The 15,811-nt window shown below is 67.8% G+C and carries 15 protein-coding genes; 10 read left to right on the top strand and 5 right to left on the bottom strand.

The window, feature by feature from the left end; genetic code table 11:
* Positions 1–57: 57 nt before the first annotated feature.
* The gene (infA, locus tag ASE63_RS01610) at positions 58–330 is read left to right on the top strand and encodes a translation initiation factor IF-1 (RefSeq protein WP_056795444.1); all 273 of its coding nucleotides are present in this window, start codon (positions 58–60) and stop codon (positions 328–330) included.
* Positions 331–337: 7 nt separating this feature from the next.
* A complete protein-coding gene (locus ASE63_RS01605; RefSeq protein WP_056795442.1) occupies positions 338–607 on the top strand; it encodes a hypothetical protein in 270 nt (89 codons plus the stop codon).
* A gap of 97 nt (positions 608–704) precedes the next feature.
* Here the strand turns inward: ASE63_RS01605 and ASE63_RS01600 are convergent, their stop codons facing one another.
* Positions 705–1,298 (bottom strand): hypothetical protein, encoded by a 594-nt coding sequence (locus tag ASE63_RS01600; RefSeq protein WP_056795439.1) that lies wholly within the window; start codon positions 1,296–1,298, stop codon positions 705–707.
* 512 nt (positions 1,299–1,810) lie between these two features.
* On the opposite strand from ASE63_RS01600, the gene ASE63_RS01595 reads away from it, so the two are divergent.
* Together ASE63_RS01595 and ASE63_RS01590 are read left to right on the top strand one after the other, a co-directional pair.
* Positions 1,811–3,088, top strand: a complete 1,278-nt coding sequence (locus tag ASE63_RS01595) for a PQQ-dependent sugar dehydrogenase (protein ID WP_056795436.1) — start codon at positions 1,811–1,813, stop codon at positions 3,086–3,088.
* 100 nt (positions 3,089–3,188) lie between these two features.
* Entirely contained in the window at positions 3,189–3,521 is a 333-nt protein-coding gene (locus tag ASE63_RS01590) for a c-type cytochrome (RefSeq protein ID WP_200962508.1), read from the top strand.
* Positions 3,522–3,557: 36 nt separating this feature from the next.
* On the opposite strand, the gene ASE63_RS01585 is transcribed toward ASE63_RS01590, so the two are convergent.
* Entirely contained in the window at positions 3,558–4,832 is a 1,275-nt protein-coding gene (locus ASE63_RS01585; RefSeq protein ID WP_056795432.1) for a cell wall hydrolase, read from the bottom strand.
* A gap of 476 nt (positions 4,833–5,308) precedes the next feature.
* Between ASE63_RS01585 and ASE63_RS01580 the strand changes: the two genes are divergently transcribed.
* The 3 genes from ASE63_RS01580 (at position 5,309) to ASE63_RS01570 (ending at position 8,891) form a co-directional block, all read left to right on the top strand.
* Positions 5,309–6,550, top strand: a complete 1,242-nt coding sequence (locus ASE63_RS01580) for an MFS transporter (protein WP_056795430.1) — start codon at positions 5,309–5,311, stop codon at positions 6,548–6,550.
* Positions 6,551–6,676: 126 nt separating this feature from the next.
* The gene (locus ASE63_RS01575; protein WP_056795427.1) at positions 6,677–7,663 is read left to right on the top strand and encodes an MDR family oxidoreductase; all 987 of its coding nucleotides are present in this window, start codon (positions 6,677–6,679) and stop codon (positions 7,661–7,663) included.
* Positions 7,664–7,760: 97 nt separating this feature from the next.
* On the top strand, positions 7,761–8,891 hold the full coding sequence (locus ASE63_RS01570) for a hypothetical protein (RefSeq protein WP_056795426.1): 1,131 nt from the start codon (positions 7,761–7,763) through the stop codon (positions 8,889–8,891).
* A gap of 87 nt (positions 8,892–8,978) precedes the next feature.
* Here the strand turns inward: ASE63_RS01570 and ASE63_RS01565 are convergent, their stop codons facing one another.
* Positions 8,979–9,884: a LysR family transcriptional regulator gene (locus ASE63_RS01565; protein WP_056796551.1), complete on the bottom strand. Its 906-nt coding sequence runs from the start codon at positions 9,882–9,884 to the stop codon at positions 8,979–8,981.
* Between the two features lie 72 nt (positions 9,885–9,956).
* A complete protein-coding gene (locus ASE63_RS01560; protein WP_244491235.1) occupies positions 9,957–10,961 on the bottom strand; it encodes an L-threonylcarbamoyladenylate synthase in 1,005 nt (334 codons plus the stop codon).
* A 239-nt stretch (positions 10,962–11,200) separates the two neighbouring features.
* On the opposite strand from ASE63_RS01560, the gene ASE63_RS01555 reads away from it, so the two are divergent.
* On the top strand, positions 11,201–12,976 hold the full coding sequence (locus ASE63_RS01555; protein ID WP_056796545.1) for an acyl-CoA dehydrogenase family protein: 1,776 nt from the start codon (positions 11,201–11,203) through the stop codon (positions 12,974–12,976).
* Positions 12,977–12,993: 17 nt separating this feature from the next.
* On the opposite strand, the gene ASE63_RS01550 is transcribed toward ASE63_RS01555, so the two are convergent.
* Positions 12,994–13,788: a class I SAM-dependent methyltransferase gene (locus ASE63_RS01550; RefSeq protein ID WP_056795423.1), complete on the bottom strand. Its 795-nt coding sequence runs from the start codon at positions 13,786–13,788 to the stop codon at positions 12,994–12,996.
* Positions 13,789–13,865: 77 nt separating this feature from the next.
* Here ASE63_RS01550 and ASE63_RS01545 point away from each other — a divergent pair, with 77 nt between their 5' ends.
* Together ASE63_RS01545 and ASE63_RS01540 are read left to right on the top strand one after the other, a co-directional pair.
* Positions 13,866–14,714: an SDR family NAD(P)-dependent oxidoreductase gene (locus tag ASE63_RS01545; protein ID WP_056795421.1), complete on the top strand. Its 849-nt coding sequence runs from the start codon at positions 13,866–13,868 to the stop codon at positions 14,712–14,714.
* 56 nt (positions 14,715–14,770) lie between these two features.
* The gene (locus ASE63_RS01540) at positions 14,771–15,808 is read left to right on the top strand and encodes a magnesium transporter CorA family protein (protein WP_244491234.1); all 1,038 of its coding nucleotides are present in this window, start codon (positions 14,771–14,773) and stop codon (positions 15,806–15,808) included.
* Positions 15,809–15,811: the final 3 nt, after the last annotated feature.

Genomic DNA, 15,811 nt, shown 5'->3' with positions numbered 1-15,811 from the left:
GTCGATCCTCGCGATCGACCCGTTCCCAGCGCCAAAGGGCACACGAAGGACGACAGTATGGCAAAAGAAGAACTGCTCGAATTCGACGGTACGGTGGTCGAAGTGCTGCCGGACGGCAATTACCGGGTGAAGCTCGACAACGAGCATGTGATCCTGGCCTATGCGGCCGGCAAGATGAAGAAGAACCGCATCCGTACGATCGCGGGCGACCGCGTGGTCGTCGAGATGTCGCCCTACGATCTCGATCGTGGCCGCATCAACTTCCGCCAGAAGACCGCAGGCCCCGCGCCGGGCGGCCCTCCGCGCAACCAGAACTTCCGCCGGCGCTGATCACAGCATGCGGTTCACGCGCGCCGAGCTGGTTTTCATCGCGCTCGGCGCCGGCCTCGGCGCCATCGTCTCGGCCGCCGTCACGGCAGGCTGGATCGCGCCTTCTGCGAGCTTTCCTCCCTTCGTCCTCGTGCTGCTGGGGCTCGGCCTGTCCGAGATTTTGGCCGGCTTCGCGCTCGGCCGCTCTCCCGGCAGCCTGATCGCCATGCCCGCGCGCATCCTGGCCTTCGCGCTGGGCGTCGGGGTGCTGGCGCTGCTGCAGGGCGGGCTGGCGTAGGGACGTCTCGACCACGACGGCGACCCCACGAAAAAACCCCGGCGTAAGCCGGGGTGTAAGTGGTCTTTTCCGTAGTCAAAGGGTTCGAACGTCGAACCTAGTAGCCAGCCCTCTGCCAGTGCTGAGAGCCTGGGCTCACCAGAACCTTGCGATGGCGGGTTTTGTATCCGGCAGGAATGGTCTCGTGCACGACCCGCGTCGGCTGCACCATCACCCTGCGCTGCCGTTCCGTGTAGACGGCGGGAATGACCTTGTACTCGACCCTGGCCGGCGCCGATTCGACGACGCGCTGGCGGAAGCCGTATTGCGGCTCGTCATAGACCCAGCATCCGGTCGTGCGGCCAAAGGCATCGGTGGTGACTTCCCAGCGCTGGCCGCCGGGCGAGATCAGCACCTTTTCCTGGATCGAATAGTATTGACCCTCGACCTGGACCGGGATCTTCCGGGCCGGCTGGATCATCACCTTCTCGGTGACGTAGTCGTAGCGTGCCGGCACGACCCGACGCCGGGTCTGCGCCTTCCGCACCAGCCTGGTTTCCGTGACCGTGCCGTAGACGGGCGGGGTCTCGACCAGATTGTAGCAGGCGGCGCCCTGGCAGCCATCGGCCTGCGCAGTCGTGGCGCCGAGAAGCAGCGCCGCCGAGAAGGCGGATGCCGTGAAAGCCGAGATGGTGAGAACCTTGCGCGTCATGCCGACAACCTGCCCCGCCAAACCTTGCGCGACGCTGGCGTCGCTTGTTGACGCCAGAAGGCCGGGAACCAGAGGTGAACGCAAGGTAAACGCTAAAACAAGGTAAAATTAACCAAGGTGCTCCACGGGCCCGCGTTCACGCAGCTTGCCGGTACGTGAAGCTGAAAGATCGAATGCCGCGGAGTTTCGGATCGTCAGCGCGCGCCGTCTGGGCCAGACGGACGTTTTCTGACCAAAAATGGGTGCCGAGCCGCCTCCGGTTATCGATCTCGATGCCAGAAAAATCCTGTGATCGGCAATATCCAACTTAGATGTCGAACTTGAAGACTGATGCTGACGCAGAGATCGCTCTTCTCGATCGTGCAATCGGCGCCTTCCGTCTCTGGCGAATGCTGTTGCGCCCGCCTGGGCAGGCGCCTAACAATCGACCGGCCGAACAACGTTTTCGGCTGAGGTCCGGCGGATCGCGGACCTTTTCTGCGGGGAGGCTAACGAACTCGGAGGAGACATCGATGACTCGACGTATTCGCTTCGCGTTGCCCTATGCCTTACTGGCCTCATGCGTCCTGTCCGGCTCGGCGGGCGCCCAAGCTCCGAGCGGAACGCCCGGACTCACCAGCACCGCCGTCATGGCCGGCCGTGACCTGACCTGGGACATGGCCTTCCTGCCCGACGGCACGATGTTCTTCACCGAGAAGTGCCGCGGCCTCTCGGCAAGGCTGCCGTCCGGCGCGGTCAACGCCCTGCTCGGCATGAAGGATTCCAAGGGCTATGCCGACACCGCGTCCGACCTCTTCTGCAGCGGTCAGGCGGGGATGAACGGCGTGGCGATCGACCCCGACTTCGCGACCAACCGCTTCATCTACGTCTACTCGGCCTCGAACCTGACGGCGCCGGGAAGCAACCGGGTGCTGCGGCTCACCGTCAGTCCCGATCTGACCAAGGTCTCGAACCGGCAGGATATCGTCGCCGACATCGCCTATAAGCCGGCGCCCAGCAACCATCCCTTCGGCGATCCGGGCGCGCATAATGGCGGGCGCCTCCGCTTCGGCCCCGCGGACGGATTCCTTTACGTCACGACGGGCGATACCCATAACGGCGAGGTGCCGCAAAGCCCGACCCGTATCGGCGGAAAGGTGCTGCGCATCGACCGGGACGGCAAGGCCGCGGCCGGCAACAACCCGCCGCAGGGCTTCGATGCGCGCATCTTCACCTACGGGCATCGCAACCCGCAGGGCATCTGTTTCCGTCCGGGCAGCAACCAGCCCTACACGGCCGAGAACGGTCCCTGGCACAGCGACGAGGTGACGGCGCTGACCGCCGGCGGCAATGCCGGCTGGGATCCGCGTCCGAATGTCGGCGGGCGCGCCGACTGCCCCGACAATTATTGCGGCTACTCGCCGAACCAGATGGGCGCGGTCGATCCGAAGGAGCGCTCCGCCTTCATGCCGATGACCGACACCAAGACCTATCCCAACGCCATGAAGCCGGCCTGGAACAACGAGCAGCTCTCGCAGGGCATGTCGTCATGCGCGTTCCTGAACGGCTCACAGTGGAAGGACTGGAACGGCCGGATGGTGGTGACGTTCATGGGCATTGGCATCCACGGCACGCCGGTCGGCAACCGCCTCGACATTCTCGACATCGCGCCGGACGGCGCGTCCGCCAAGCGCAGCACGGTGTCCTTGCCGATGCCGGCGGGGCGCTTCCGCTCCGTCGTGCAGGCGCCGGACGGCAGCATGTACGTCGCCACCGACCAGGGCGACGTCTACCAGCTCAAGCCCAACTGAGCTGATCGGCAGCCGCGCCTGCCATAGCGGCGGCGCGGCTGACCGGTTCTTCGGCTGTTTCGACCGGGTTCCGCGATTCCGTCCGACCCGGATCTCGCGCATGATGGAAATCCTGCCCATGGTTGAGCTTCGACACCTCGGCATAGCCCTTTTTGCTGCGCTCCTGACATCTTCGCCCGCTTTCGCGAGTCCCGAACTGGCCAAGAGCAAGAACTGTGTCGCCTGCCATTCCGTCGAGCGGAAGATGATCGGGCCGGCCTACAAGGCGGTGGCCGAGCGCTACGGCAAGGATGAAGCCGCGATCAAGGTCCTGACCGAAAAGGTGGTGAAGGGTGGTGGCGGCAATTGGGGCCAGATGCCGATGCCTCCGCAGCCGACCGTCTCACCGGAGGAGGCGGAGACGCTGGTGAAGTGGATTATGTCGCAGCAATAGGGATCGGCGTTTCAATCCTGGCCGATCCTGCCCCGATCAGGTCTGCCCCGGCCGCAGCTTGTAGAAGACGTGCTGGCCGATCGTGTCCATCTTCTTCAGCTTCTTTGCCCAATAGGGCCGCACATATTGCGCGTGATAATGCGTCGAGGCGCCGACATCCGCCAGGTAGGTCGTGCCCTCGAAGACCTCGCGGGCGATGCGGACCGCGGCGCGCCAGGGGCCGGGCTCGGTGATGCGCAGCGACTTGCCTTCGCAGGTGAAGGTGAACTGGCAGGCGAGATAGCGGTGGCTGTTCTGGTAGACGACGCCGCAGACGCTGTCGGGATAGAGCCCGCTCTTGACGCGGTTGAGCACAACCTGCGCCACCGCGGCGCGGCCGTCTTCCGATTCCGAGCGCGCCTCGAAATAGACGGCTTCCGCCAGGCAGCGCTGCTGCTTGGCCATGTCGGCAGCGGCGATCAGCCCGGTATAGTGATCGCGCCCGCCCGGCTGAGCCTTGGCGACGCGGTGCTCCGACGAGGAAGGTGCCCCGGCGATGAGGCCGGAATCCTCCGCCGGCTCCAAGGGCGCGGGCACCAGCGTGGTCACGCTGTAGGAGACAGACGGCGTCGACGAGCCCTGCGCGATCGCAGGCAGGATGCCGGGCGTCGCGCCGTCGATCGTGCGCGGCACATTGCCATAGGGGTGCTCGGAACCGTTGGACGATCGCAGCGCATCGGGGGAGGAATCCGACACGGCCGGATCGGTGAGGCCCTGGTCTTCCGGCAGGGGCTCGAAGCCGACCGGCGGCCCGCTGATGTCGGCCTCGCGCATCGCCTCGAGCGAGAAGCCGCCCGAGATCAGGCCGGGCTGGGTGTCACCGAAGACGACGCGCTCGAGTTCGCGCGGGGCTTTCGCCGAGATGCTCGGCCGCAGGCGAGGAAGGGCATCGCCCTTCGCCTTGCGGTCGACCTTCGGGAAGTCGCCGGCGGAGCGCTTCATGTCCTCGCGCGGCTGGCGCGGATCGATCACCACGCGACGCTCCGGATCGTCGAAGGAGAGATGCGCCTGCCGGATCGCCGAGGAGAGGGAGAGCCCGGGCAGGCGGAAGGCGCTCGCCGCGACCAGCATCGAGGGGCCTTCCTCGAGTTCGGAAGCGAAGCCGGGCTCGGAACGCAGCAGGGCGGTGGAGGGCAGGGCGTCGAGGCTGAAGTTCTGGCCGGCGGAAGCGGTGAAGGAGACCAGCATCCCGACCGACAGCGCCCAGGGCGCGACCGTCGCCAGCGCCCATTTGAGGCCGACCGAACCGATGCGTCTCGTACGCCTGCGCAAACGCAAATGACTCAAACCCGCTCACCCGATCTGGAACATGCGGTGCAGCCCGCGCACGGACGGTGCGCATTCGCATGATTCCGTTATCGCCCCGGTAGGGTTGAGCGGTGGTTAACGCGGACGGGGGGAAACGTCGCCGGCTCGTCCGGCCGGCTCCTGCGGGGCTGGCCGGAAAAGTACACGGGCTATAACAGGAATGTGCGACGGGCGGTCATCATCCGCGTGGTCATTCCGGGTCTCCGCTGCGCCCGGAATGACCACGCGGGGAACAATGGCGGGCAGAGTCTTGAAGGTGTACGACGTAATTCCGGCCAGACTCGCTGGATGAAGGGCTGGCAAGGTTGGTGGGCCGCCGGCAACCAGCCTTTTCCATGCGAGCGCGTGATGCGCCATGCCACGAATTCGCGTTGTCGCAACAAAGCGATCGGCAGTAACGTGCAGGCACACGACCTAACATCAGGTTCCGGAGATTCGCCATGAGTGTCGCGCCGAGTTCCGCCCGGGGGCGCAGCTATGCTCCGGAACTGATCCTGGCCGCCGGCTGTGCCGTAGCGCTGATCACCTTCGGCCCGCGCGCCTCTGCCGGCCTGTTCCAGATCCCGATGACGGTCGAGTTCGGCTGGGGGCGCGACACTTTCGGCCTCGCCATCGCCATCCAGAACCTGCTCTGGGGCCTCGGCGCGCCCTTCGCCGGCGCCATCGCCGACCGCTACGGCACCGTGAAGGTGCTTTGCGTCGGCGCGCTGCTCTATGCGGCGGGGCTCGTCATGATGGCCTATGCCACGACCCCGCTGCAGCTCCATTTCGGCGCCGGCGTGCTGATCGGCTTCGGCCTCTCGGCCTGCTCCTTCAACCTCGTGCTCGCGGCGTTCGGCAAGCTGCTGCCGGAGCAGTGGCGGCCGATGGCCTTCGGCGCCGGTACGGCCGCCGGCTCCTTCGGCCAGTTCCTGTTTCCGCCGATCGGCAACATCCTGATCGATACGCTCGGCTGGCAGCAGGCGCTGGTGATATTCGCCTTCACGCTGCTGCCGGTGCTGCCGATCTCGATCCTGCTCTCGACGCGCAAGCTCGGCAGCGGCCTGCAGGCTGCCGCGAACCTGCCGAACCAGACGATTGCGCAGGCGCTGGGCGAGGCTTTCCGGCACCGCTCCTATGTCCTGCTCGTGCTCGGCTTCTTCACCTGCGGCTTCCAGCTCGCCTTCATCACCGTGCACATGCCGGCCTATCTCAAGGATATGGGCCTGCCCGCCTGGGTCGGTGGCTGGACGCTCGCCGTGATCGGCCTCGCCAATGCGGTCGGCTCGCTCTCCTCGGGCTGGCTCTCGACGCGCATGCCGAAGCGCCATCTGCTGGCCTGGATCTACCTCGGACGCGCCGTCGCGATCGCCGTCTTCATCATGCTGCCGCCGAGCCCGCTGACCGCGATTTCGTTCGGCATCGTCATCGGCCTGTTCTGGCTCTCGACCGTGCCGCCGACCTCGGCGCTGGTGATGCTGATGTTCGGCACGAAGTACATGGCGATGCTCTACGGCTTCGCCTTCTTCTCGCATCAAGTCGGCGGCTTCCTCGGCGTCTGGCTCGGCGGCCTGCTCTACGAGCAGATGGGCAGCTACCAGATCGTCTGGTGGCTCTCGGTCGCGCTTGGTGTCGTCTCGGCGCTGATCAACCTGCCGATCGTCGAGAAACCGGTCGAACGCACGGTGCCGCAGCCGGCGTGAGATCCGTCATGCTCGGGCTCGACCCGAGCATCTCCTCCACGGGATTCTCGGGACAAGCCCGAGAATGACGCCTGGTGCCGTGCCGGGTTAGGGTCTGTACCGTTCAGCCCAATACCGGAGATTGCCATGTCCACCTTCAAGGCCCTTGTCGCGACCAAGGGCGAGGCCGGCCCGGACCTCACCTTCACGGAGTTCGCCGAGAGCGAGCTCATGGAAGGCGACGTCACCGTCCGCGTCACGCATTCGACGGTGAACTACAAGGACGGCCTGGCCCTCACCGGCAAGGCGCCCGTGATCCGGCGCTGGCCGATGATCCCCGGTATCGACTTCGCCGGCCGTGTCGAAACCTCCGAGCACCCCGATTTCAAGCCGGGGGATCTCGTCATCCTCAACGGCTGGGGCACTGGCGAGACGCATCTCGGAGCCTATGCCCGGAAGAGTCGGGTCAAGGGCGACTGGCTGGTGCCGCTGCACGCCGGCCTGAACCCCGACGAGGCGATGGCGATCGGCACCGCTGGCTACACCGCCATGCTCTGCGTGCTGGCGCTGGAGAAGCACGGGCTGAAACCGGCCGACGGCCCGGTGGTCGTCACCGGCGCGGCCGGCGGTGTCGGCTCCGTCGCCGTGGCCCTGCTTGCGAAGGCAGGGTGGCATGTCATCGCCTCGACAGGGCGGCCTGAGGAGGCGGATTACCTCAAGGGCCTCGGCGCCGCCGAGATCATCGACCGCGCCGAACTCGCCGCGCCCGGCCGCCCGCTCGGCAAGGAGCGCTGGGCTGCCGGCGTCGACGCGGTCGGCTCGCACACGCTGGCCAACGTCCTCTCGATGACGCGCTATGGCGGCGCCATCACCGCATGCGGCCTCGCCCAGGGCATGGATCTGCCGAGTTCGGTCGCTCCCTTCATCCTGCGCGGCGTTTCGCTGCTCGGCATCGATTCGGTGATGTGCCCGAAGCCGCGCCGTCTGGAAGCCTGGGCGCGTCTAGCTAGCGACCTCGATCGCGAAAAGCTCGCCCTGATGACCACGACGATCCCGCTCGCGGACGTGGTCGAAACCGCCAGGGCGCTACTCGACGGCAAGGTGCGCGGGCGGGTCGTCGTCGAGATCGGGTGATCGGCTGGGCGCACTCAGGTGCATCCCCCAAAGTTGCCATTGATTAATGATACAACCCATGATTGCGTAACAGCGACGCGCAATCATGGGGGGAGCCATGGAAGCAACGAATCTGCTCGGCACCTTGGTGCTCGCGGGGCTGATGGGACTTGTCGGGCAGGGCGCGCGGACGATCGTGGGGCTGAAGAAGCTCCACGACGCCAACGCAACGCAGCCGCCGGGAACTCAGGACGGGTTCGTCGCCAGCCGAATGTTCGTCAGCCTGATGATCGGCTTCATCGCGGGCGTGCTGGCGGCGCTGGTTTTCGGCATCAGGGACCTGCTCGGCCCGGCCGGTTTCAGCCTCGAAACACTGCTCGGCCTGGCCGCGGCCGGCTACGCCGGGGCGGACTTCGTCGAAGGCTTCATGGAAAAGGCGCCATTCGCGGCGGCCCAGGCCGGCCCGGCGAGCGCTGCTGATGTAGCGGTCCCGCCCTGGCCGGCTCGCGCCGATGCCGTGGCCTCGCTGGCGGTGACGAGCCTCGCCGCCCAGCTCAGTTCGCAGGCATCGCAGCTCCAGGCTGCCGTCGAGTCCCTGAGAGCGCCGGCCGCGGGCAGCCCGCCGGACAGCGGCTGGGCATCGTTCGCCGCGTCGGGACGCACCGCGACGCTGACGCCGGAACTCGTGGCACGGCTCTTCGTGCCGGCGACCCCACGCGGCAACATCAGGACGCATCTGCCGAGCATCGTCGAGGGGTTGCGGGCCTGCGACCTCGCAGATCGCGAGATGCTGCTCATGGCGCTGGCAACGATACGCGCCGAAAGCGAAGCCTTCGTGCCCATCGACGAGTTCCAGAGTCGGTACAATACCGAAAGGGAGCCCTTCGACAGATACGATCCGGGGACAGAGAAGGGCAGGGAGCTCGGCAATATCGAGCCTGGTGACGGTGCACGCTTCAAGGGCCGGGGCTTCGTCCAACTGACAGGGCGGGACAACTACACCCGGATTGGAGGCCAGATCGGCGAGGACCTCGTTGGCCAGCCGGAACTCGCCAATGATTCGAGGATCGCCGGCCTCATCCTGGCGCAGTTCCTGGCGAACAACGAGGATACCATCCGCGTCGCGCTCGCGCAGGGGGATTTGAGGAGCGCGCGCCGCCGGGTGAATGGCGGCAGCCATGGCTTCGACCGGTTCAAGGATGCCTATGACAAGGGACTGAGAAACATCCCGGTGGATATCGAGATCTGAGCCCCTGTTACGCGGCAGAGCGGGCTCGCCCGGTCTCCCGTCGCGCAGCCCGTGCCGGGAAAGCTCGGCCCGCCCTGACCACCACGATCACCCGGTTCCCTCGAACAGCGCCCGCCGGCGCGCGAGTTCCGCGCCGCAGAAATCCATGAAGGCGCGGATGCGCGGCGCGTGGCGGATGTCGGGGTGGGTCAGGACCCAGAGCCCGGTCGAGAAATCCGGGTTGGGCGGAAGCAGCCGCATCAGGCTCGGCCGCTGATCGGCGATGAAGCAGGGCACCGGGCCGATGCCGAGACCCTGCTCGACCGCCTCCGCGATGCCGAGCACGGCGGAGCTCTTCAGCGCGATCCGCTCCGGCGCGACATGCTCGCGCACGAAGCGGGCCGCCTTCACATGGGAGAGCTGGTCGCCCAGCGCCACCCAGTCGCGCTTGTAGAGCAGCGTCGGGTCGATGATCTCCTCGGCGCTGACGCCGTCGTCCGTGCGGCCGTAGATGGCCCAGGCGATGTCGGCGATGCGCCGGCCGACCAGCGTCTCGCCCGGCGTGTCGCTCGCCCTGATCGCGATGTCGGCGTCGCGCTTCGACAGGTTGAGCGCCTGGTTGCCCATGACGATGTCGAGGCGGATCAGCGGGTGCGCCCGGCGGAAATCCGCAAAGATTGGCAGCAGGACGTTCTGGTGGAGCGTGTCGGTGGTGGTGATGCGCAACTCGCCCGACGGCGCGACATCCCGCCCGGCCAGCCGGCGCGAGAAGGCGGTGACGTCCTCATCCATGCGCGCCGCCAGCGCGGCCATCTCGACGCCCGCGGCGGTTGCGACATAGCCCGTCTTGCGCCGCTCGAAGAGCTGCTGGCCGACACACTCCTCGATCTGGCCGAGGCGGCGGAACACCGTGGAGTGGTTGACGCCGAGCGCCGCGGCGGCGCCCGTCAGCCCGTTATGGTCGGCGATCGCCTTGACCAGTCGGAAATCGTCCCAGGCGAGATTGGCGTGCATCGGCGGCGGCATCCTCGATCCGGCGAAGGCAAGCGGAAATCTTGCGCCGATGCAAGGCCGTTCATGCGTATCTCAGCGCGGGGCGGCGGCGCGGCGCAGCCGGTCGTTGATCGCTTCGCCGAGACCATGCTCGGGGATCGGAGCCACTGCGATGGAAGGCCGGGCCAGGGCGTCGAGCTTGCGCAGATGCCCGAACAGGTTGGTAGCGGCCTCGACCAGGTCGCCGCTCGGGCTGAGATTGAGCGCATGTGGGAAGTTCTGCGGTTCCGGCCCGAAGCCGAGCCAGCCCTCGCCGGGCCGCGGCGCTTCCGCATTCAGGCGGACCTGTGCCGCCGGCGCGTAATGCGAAGCGAGCAGGCCGGGCGAGATCGGCGCCATGCCGGCTTCGCCGGCAAGCACGAGCGTGCGACCGATCACGCCCTCGATCGCGCTGCGCGGCACGCCGCCAGGGCGCAGCAGGCGCGGCGCGCCGCCGAGGCAGGCGACGATCGTCGATTCGAGCCCGACCTCGGTCGGCCCGCCATCGAGAACCGCATCGATCCGCCCGTCAAGATCGGCCAGCGCATGTTCGGCGCTGGTGGCGCTGATCCGGCCGGAGCGGTTGGCGGAAGGGGCGGCGATCGGGCGCCCCACCGCCTCCAGCACGGCATGGGCGAGCGGGTGGGCGGGCACGCGCAGGGCGACGGAGGGCAAGCCGGCGCGGGCCAGCTCGCTGACTTCGCAGGCCGGCGCGGCCGGCACGACCAGCGTCAGCGGGCCCGGCCAGAAGGCCTTGGCGAGGGCCAGCGCATTGGCGTCGAACAGGCCCTGGCGGCGGGCGGCGGCGACATCGGGCAGATGGGAGATCAGCGGATTGAAGCTCGGCCGCTCCTTCGCCGCGTAAATCCCGGCGACGGCCGCACCTGAGGTCGCATCGGCGGCGAGGCCGTAGACCGTCTCCGTCGGCAGCGCGACGAGCCCGCCCAGCCGCAGCAACTCAGCGGCGCGCAGGATGCCCGCCGCATCGGCCGGAAGCCGCTCGGTGATGCGGCCCGCTTGCCGCCCGGCCGGATCTTGCTTCGGCAGTTCCTGACCCAACGCTCGTCTCCGAGGTCCGCCACCCCGGCGGCCTCGATTGACCGTGGATGGTTTACAACTAAACTAACTGCGGCGGCTACGAAGATCGCCCGCCGTTGGCACGTGGCATCGGGGATAGTTCCTCGCTACCATCGCGGCAACGTCTAAAGCGGTATCGGCCGATGCTGGCACGAAGGCCGGCGGGCAGGCTCGGCAGGCCTGAGAACCGCCGGGCGGACCGCCGCCAGGGAGAAACGAAGATGAGCTATCGCGCCCCGGTCGAGGATATTCTCGCCACGCTGCGCCATGTCGCGGGCCTCGAGCAGCTTGTCGCGGACGGCCTAGCGCCGGAGCTCGACGGCGGCGTGACCGAGGCCGTGCTCGACGAGGCGGCGAAGTTCGCGTCCGACGTCATCGCGCCGCTGAACCGCATCGGCGACCAGCATGGCTCGACCTTGAAGGACGGCGTCGTCACCACGCCGCCGGGCTGGAAGGCTGCCTACACCGCCTGGGCGGAAGGAGGCTGGAACGCGCTGCCGGCGCCCGAGGAGCATGGCGGCCAGGGGCTGCCGGCCTTGCTGCAATCCGCCTGCACCGAGATGTGGAACTCGGCCGCCTTCGCCTTCGCGCTCGGGCCGTTGCTCACCGTCGGCGCCATCGAGGCGCTGCATGCCCATGGCTCGGAGCATCTCAAGGAGACCTATCTCGCCAAGCTCGTCTCGGGCGAGTGGATGGGCACGATGAACCTGACCGAGCCGCAGGCCGGCTCGGATCTCAACGCGCTTCGCTCCAAGGCCGAGCGCGCGGCGGACGGCACCTACCGCATCACCGGCCAGAAGATCTTCATCACCTATGGCGAGCACGACCTGACCGAGAACATTGTGCATCTGGTGCTGGCCCGCCTGCCGGATGCTCCGGCCGGAACGCGCGGCATCTCGCTCTTCCTGGTGCCGAAATATCTCGTCAATGCCGACGGCTCGCTCGGCGCTCACAACGATCTGCGCTGCTCCGGTATCGAGCACAAGCTCGGCATCCATGCCTCGCCGACCTGCTCGATGGCCTTCGGCGACAAGGACGGCGCCATCGGCTGGCTGATCGGCGAGGAGAATCGTGGCCTCGCCTGCATGTTCACGATGATGAACAATGCCCGCCTCAACGTCGCCATCCAGGGCGTCGCCATTGCCGAGCGGGCCTATCAGCAGGCGCTCGGTTTTGCGCGCGAACGACGCCAGGGCGCGGCGCTCGATGCGCCGAAAGGCGCAGGCATGAGCCCGATCATCGTCCATCCTGACATCCGCCGCATGCTGATGGAGATGCGCGCCAAGACGCAAGCGGCGCGCGCCATCGCCTATCTCGTCGCCGCCGCGCTCGACCGTTCGCGCCGCGAGCCTGACGCCGAGAAGCGCAAGGCGGCGAGCGAGCGCTGCGCGATCCTAACCCCCATCGCCAAGGCCTATGCCACCGATATCGGCGTCGAGGTCGCCTCCACCGGGATCCAGGTCCATGGCGGCATGGGCTATATCGAGGAGACCGGCGCGGCCCAGCATCTCCGCGACGCCCGCATCGCGACGATCTACGAGGGCACCAACGGCATCCAGGCGATCGACCTCGTGCTGCGCAAACTGCCGCTCTCCGGCGGCGAGGCGGTGCTGGCGCTGATCGCCGAGATGCGCGCCGTGGTCGCCGAGCTGGAGGGAGCGAACGCGCCGGGCTTCGGCCGCAGCGCCGCCCGCCTCGGCGCCGCGGTGGATTCGCTCGAACGCGCCACCGAATGGATGCTGGGCAGCATAGGCACGCGCCAGGCCGAGGCGCTGGCCGGCGCGACGCCCTATCTCAAGCTCTTCGCCCTGGCCCAGGGCGGCACCAGCCTGGCGCGGAAAGCCTTGGCGAGCCGGGCCGAGGACAACGGCGCCGACGATGTCGCCACCGCCCGCTTCTTCGCCGAGATCCTGGCGACCGAGGCACCGGCGCTCGAACTGGCGATCACCGAGGGGGCAGGGGCGGTCGAGGATGCAGCCGCGGTCTTCGCGGCGTGAGTGCTGCGCCGCTCCGGTCAGGCACCCGCCGGCTTGCGGGCGCGGATATGCAGGAAGAGCGGCGCCATCAGCGTGTCGGCCAGATAGGGCTCGCGCGCGGCGGTCTCGGGATCGATCCGCGGCTCGGCCATGTGCTCGATCACGAGCCCGGCCGCAACGATGAAGGCGACCCATTCGCTCAGCGTCTTGTGGAAGACCGGCACGCGGAAGGGCGCGCTCGCCGCCCTCTCGTGCTCGGGCACGGCGCCGAAGCGCCAGACCTCGACCGCGCCGGCCGGGTCGCTGAAATATTCGCTGATGAGCAGCCCGGTGACGGTGCCGTCGCCCTCGCGGAGGACCTTGCGGTTCGGCGGGGCGAAGCAGGGATGCAGGATCGAGAACTGCAGGAAGCCGCCGGGCTTGAGCACGCGCGCCGCCTCCGCGATGCCGAGGTCCTGCCGGTGCATGTCCATCAGCGACATGAAGGCGGTGGCGAAGTCGAAGCTCTCGTCGGCGAAGGGCAGGGCGGTGCCGTCGCTTTCCAGATAGGTGATGCCGAGCGGCGCCTGTGCCTCCGCCTCGCGGCCATGGCGGATGAAGGTCGGCGCGATGTCGATGGCGGTGATCCGCGCGCCGCGCTCGGCGAGCTTGCGGGTGTTGCCGCCCTCGCCGCAGCCGATGTCGAGGCCTCGGAGACCGGCGATCGGCGGCAGGTTCGCCAGGAAGACGGGCGTGTTCAGCGCGTCGCGATAGAGGTCGTAGCCGGCGCGCGCATGTTGCGTCCAAGTCTCGGCATTGGCCTCCCAGCAGGCGGCGACATGCGTTCTGTCCATCGTCGGGCTCCTTCGCGCGGGGAGGGTGTCTATAGGGAAGCGCGCCGCGCCTGGCCAGCTCCGTCGAAAGCTTCATCGTGACCGTCGCTCCCGCGCTCGCCGGCCATATCTGCCTCGTCGCGGGCGCCTCGCGCGGGCTGGGGCGCGGCATCGCCAGGGCGCTCGGCGAGGCGGGCGCGACCGTCGTCGTCACCGGCCGCTCCAGCGAAGCCGGCCCCCGCACCGACCAGCGCGCCGAGACCTTCGAGGACACGGCCCGCGAGGTCGAGGCGGCGGGCGGAAAGGGCCATCCCTATCGCTGCGACCATACCAGCGAGCGCGAGGTCGATGCGCTGGTCGCCTGGTGCCTGCGCCGCTTCGGCCGGCTCGATTGCGTCGTCGATGCCGTCTGGGGCGGCAATGAGGGCTATGACGGCGAGCGCTATCCGGACGGCTCGGCCTACGGCACGCCGTTCTGGCGCAGGCCCGCGGCGCGGCTGGGCGAAAGCTTCGAGAGCGGCGTCTATGCGCAGCTGTTGCTGGCACGGGCCGTCGCCCCGGCGATGGTGCAGGCTCGCAAGGGGTTGCTCGTCACGGTCGCCTTCGATACGGCTAGCGGCTATCTCGGCGACGTCTTCTACGATCTCGCCAAGGCGGCGATGAACCGGCTGACGCTGGCGATGGCGGCCGAGTTTTCAACCTTCGGCGTCACCGCGCTCGGCCTCTCGCCCGGTCATGTCCTGACCGAGCGAGTCCGCGATGCCGGGCTGGCGGAGGCGACCACCGAGACGCCGCTCTATGCCGGGCGGGCGGTGGCGGCGCTCGCCGCCGATGCCGCGGTGGCGCGCCATGCCGGACAGGTGCTGCATGTCGCAGACCTCGCCCGCGCCTATGGCTTCACCGATGCCGACGGTAGCCGGCCCGGGTGCTACACCATCCCACGCTGATCGCCATGGCGGCGCCGGAACGCAGGGGCGTTTCATCGGTTTGACATGCCGGCGGGATGAGCGTTCCTGCCGCCTCCGATCCGCGGAACAGCGAGATTCGCGCCATGCTGACGATCCACGGCATTTGTCCCGATGCGCGCGACAAGCTCCGCCACACCGTGCTGCCGCCGGACGAACCCTTTCCGGCGGATGCCATCTGGATCGACCTGCTCAATCCGAGCCAGGAGGAGGACCGGCGCGTCGAGCGGCATCTCGGCGTCTCGATTCCGACCCGCGAGGAGATGCATGACCTCGAGCCCTCCGAGATCATCTACACCGAGAACGGCGCGCATTACCTGACGGCGCGGGTCATCTGCCAGTCCGAGACCATCGTGCCGAAGCTGGCCGACGTCACCTTCATCCTCACCGAAAAGGCGCTGGTGACGGTGCGCTACGATGAACCCGGCGCCTTCAACATCTTCCTCAACCGGGCAGCCAAGCCGGGCGGTTGCGGGCTGCTGCCTGAAGCGGTGCTCGACGGGCTGATCGAGGCGATCGTCGACCGCGCCGCTGAAGTGCTGCGCGGCGTCGGCGACAAGATCGACATGGCCTCGCGCCGCGTCTTCGCCGGCCGCGGGCAGGATGTCGAGCATGGCGGCGTCTACCAGGTCGTGATCCAGCGCATCGGCCAGCACGAGCACATCATCTCGAACGTGCGCGAGAGCATGGTCTCGATCGAGCGCGTGCTGCTCTTCCTCTCGGCGAACTATGCCCGGCCGAAGAAGGCGCAGAGCGGCTTTTCGGCCGAATGGCGCTCGGCGGTGCGCGACGTGCAGGCCATCGAGGAGCACGCCACCTTCCTGTCGAACAAGCTGCAGTTCATGCTCGATGCGACGCTGGGCCTGGTCTCGATCGAGCAGAACAAGATCATCAAGCTGTTCTCGGTCGTCTCGGTGGCGCTGATGCCGCCGACGCTGATCGCCTCGATTTACGGCATGAACTTCAAGACGATGCCGGAACTGGACTGGCAGTGGGGTTACCCGCTGGCGATCGGGCTGATGATCCTCTTCGCGGTGCTGCCCTACCTGTTCTTCCGCTGGAAGAAGTGGCTCTGAGCG

It is taken from the genome of Allobosea sp. Root381, from assembly GCF_001429395.1.
Classification (GTDB): Bacteria; Pseudomonadota; Alphaproteobacteria; order Rhizobiales; family Beijerinckiaceae; genus Allobosea.
This window is presented reverse-complemented; position numbering and strand designations above follow the sequence as displayed.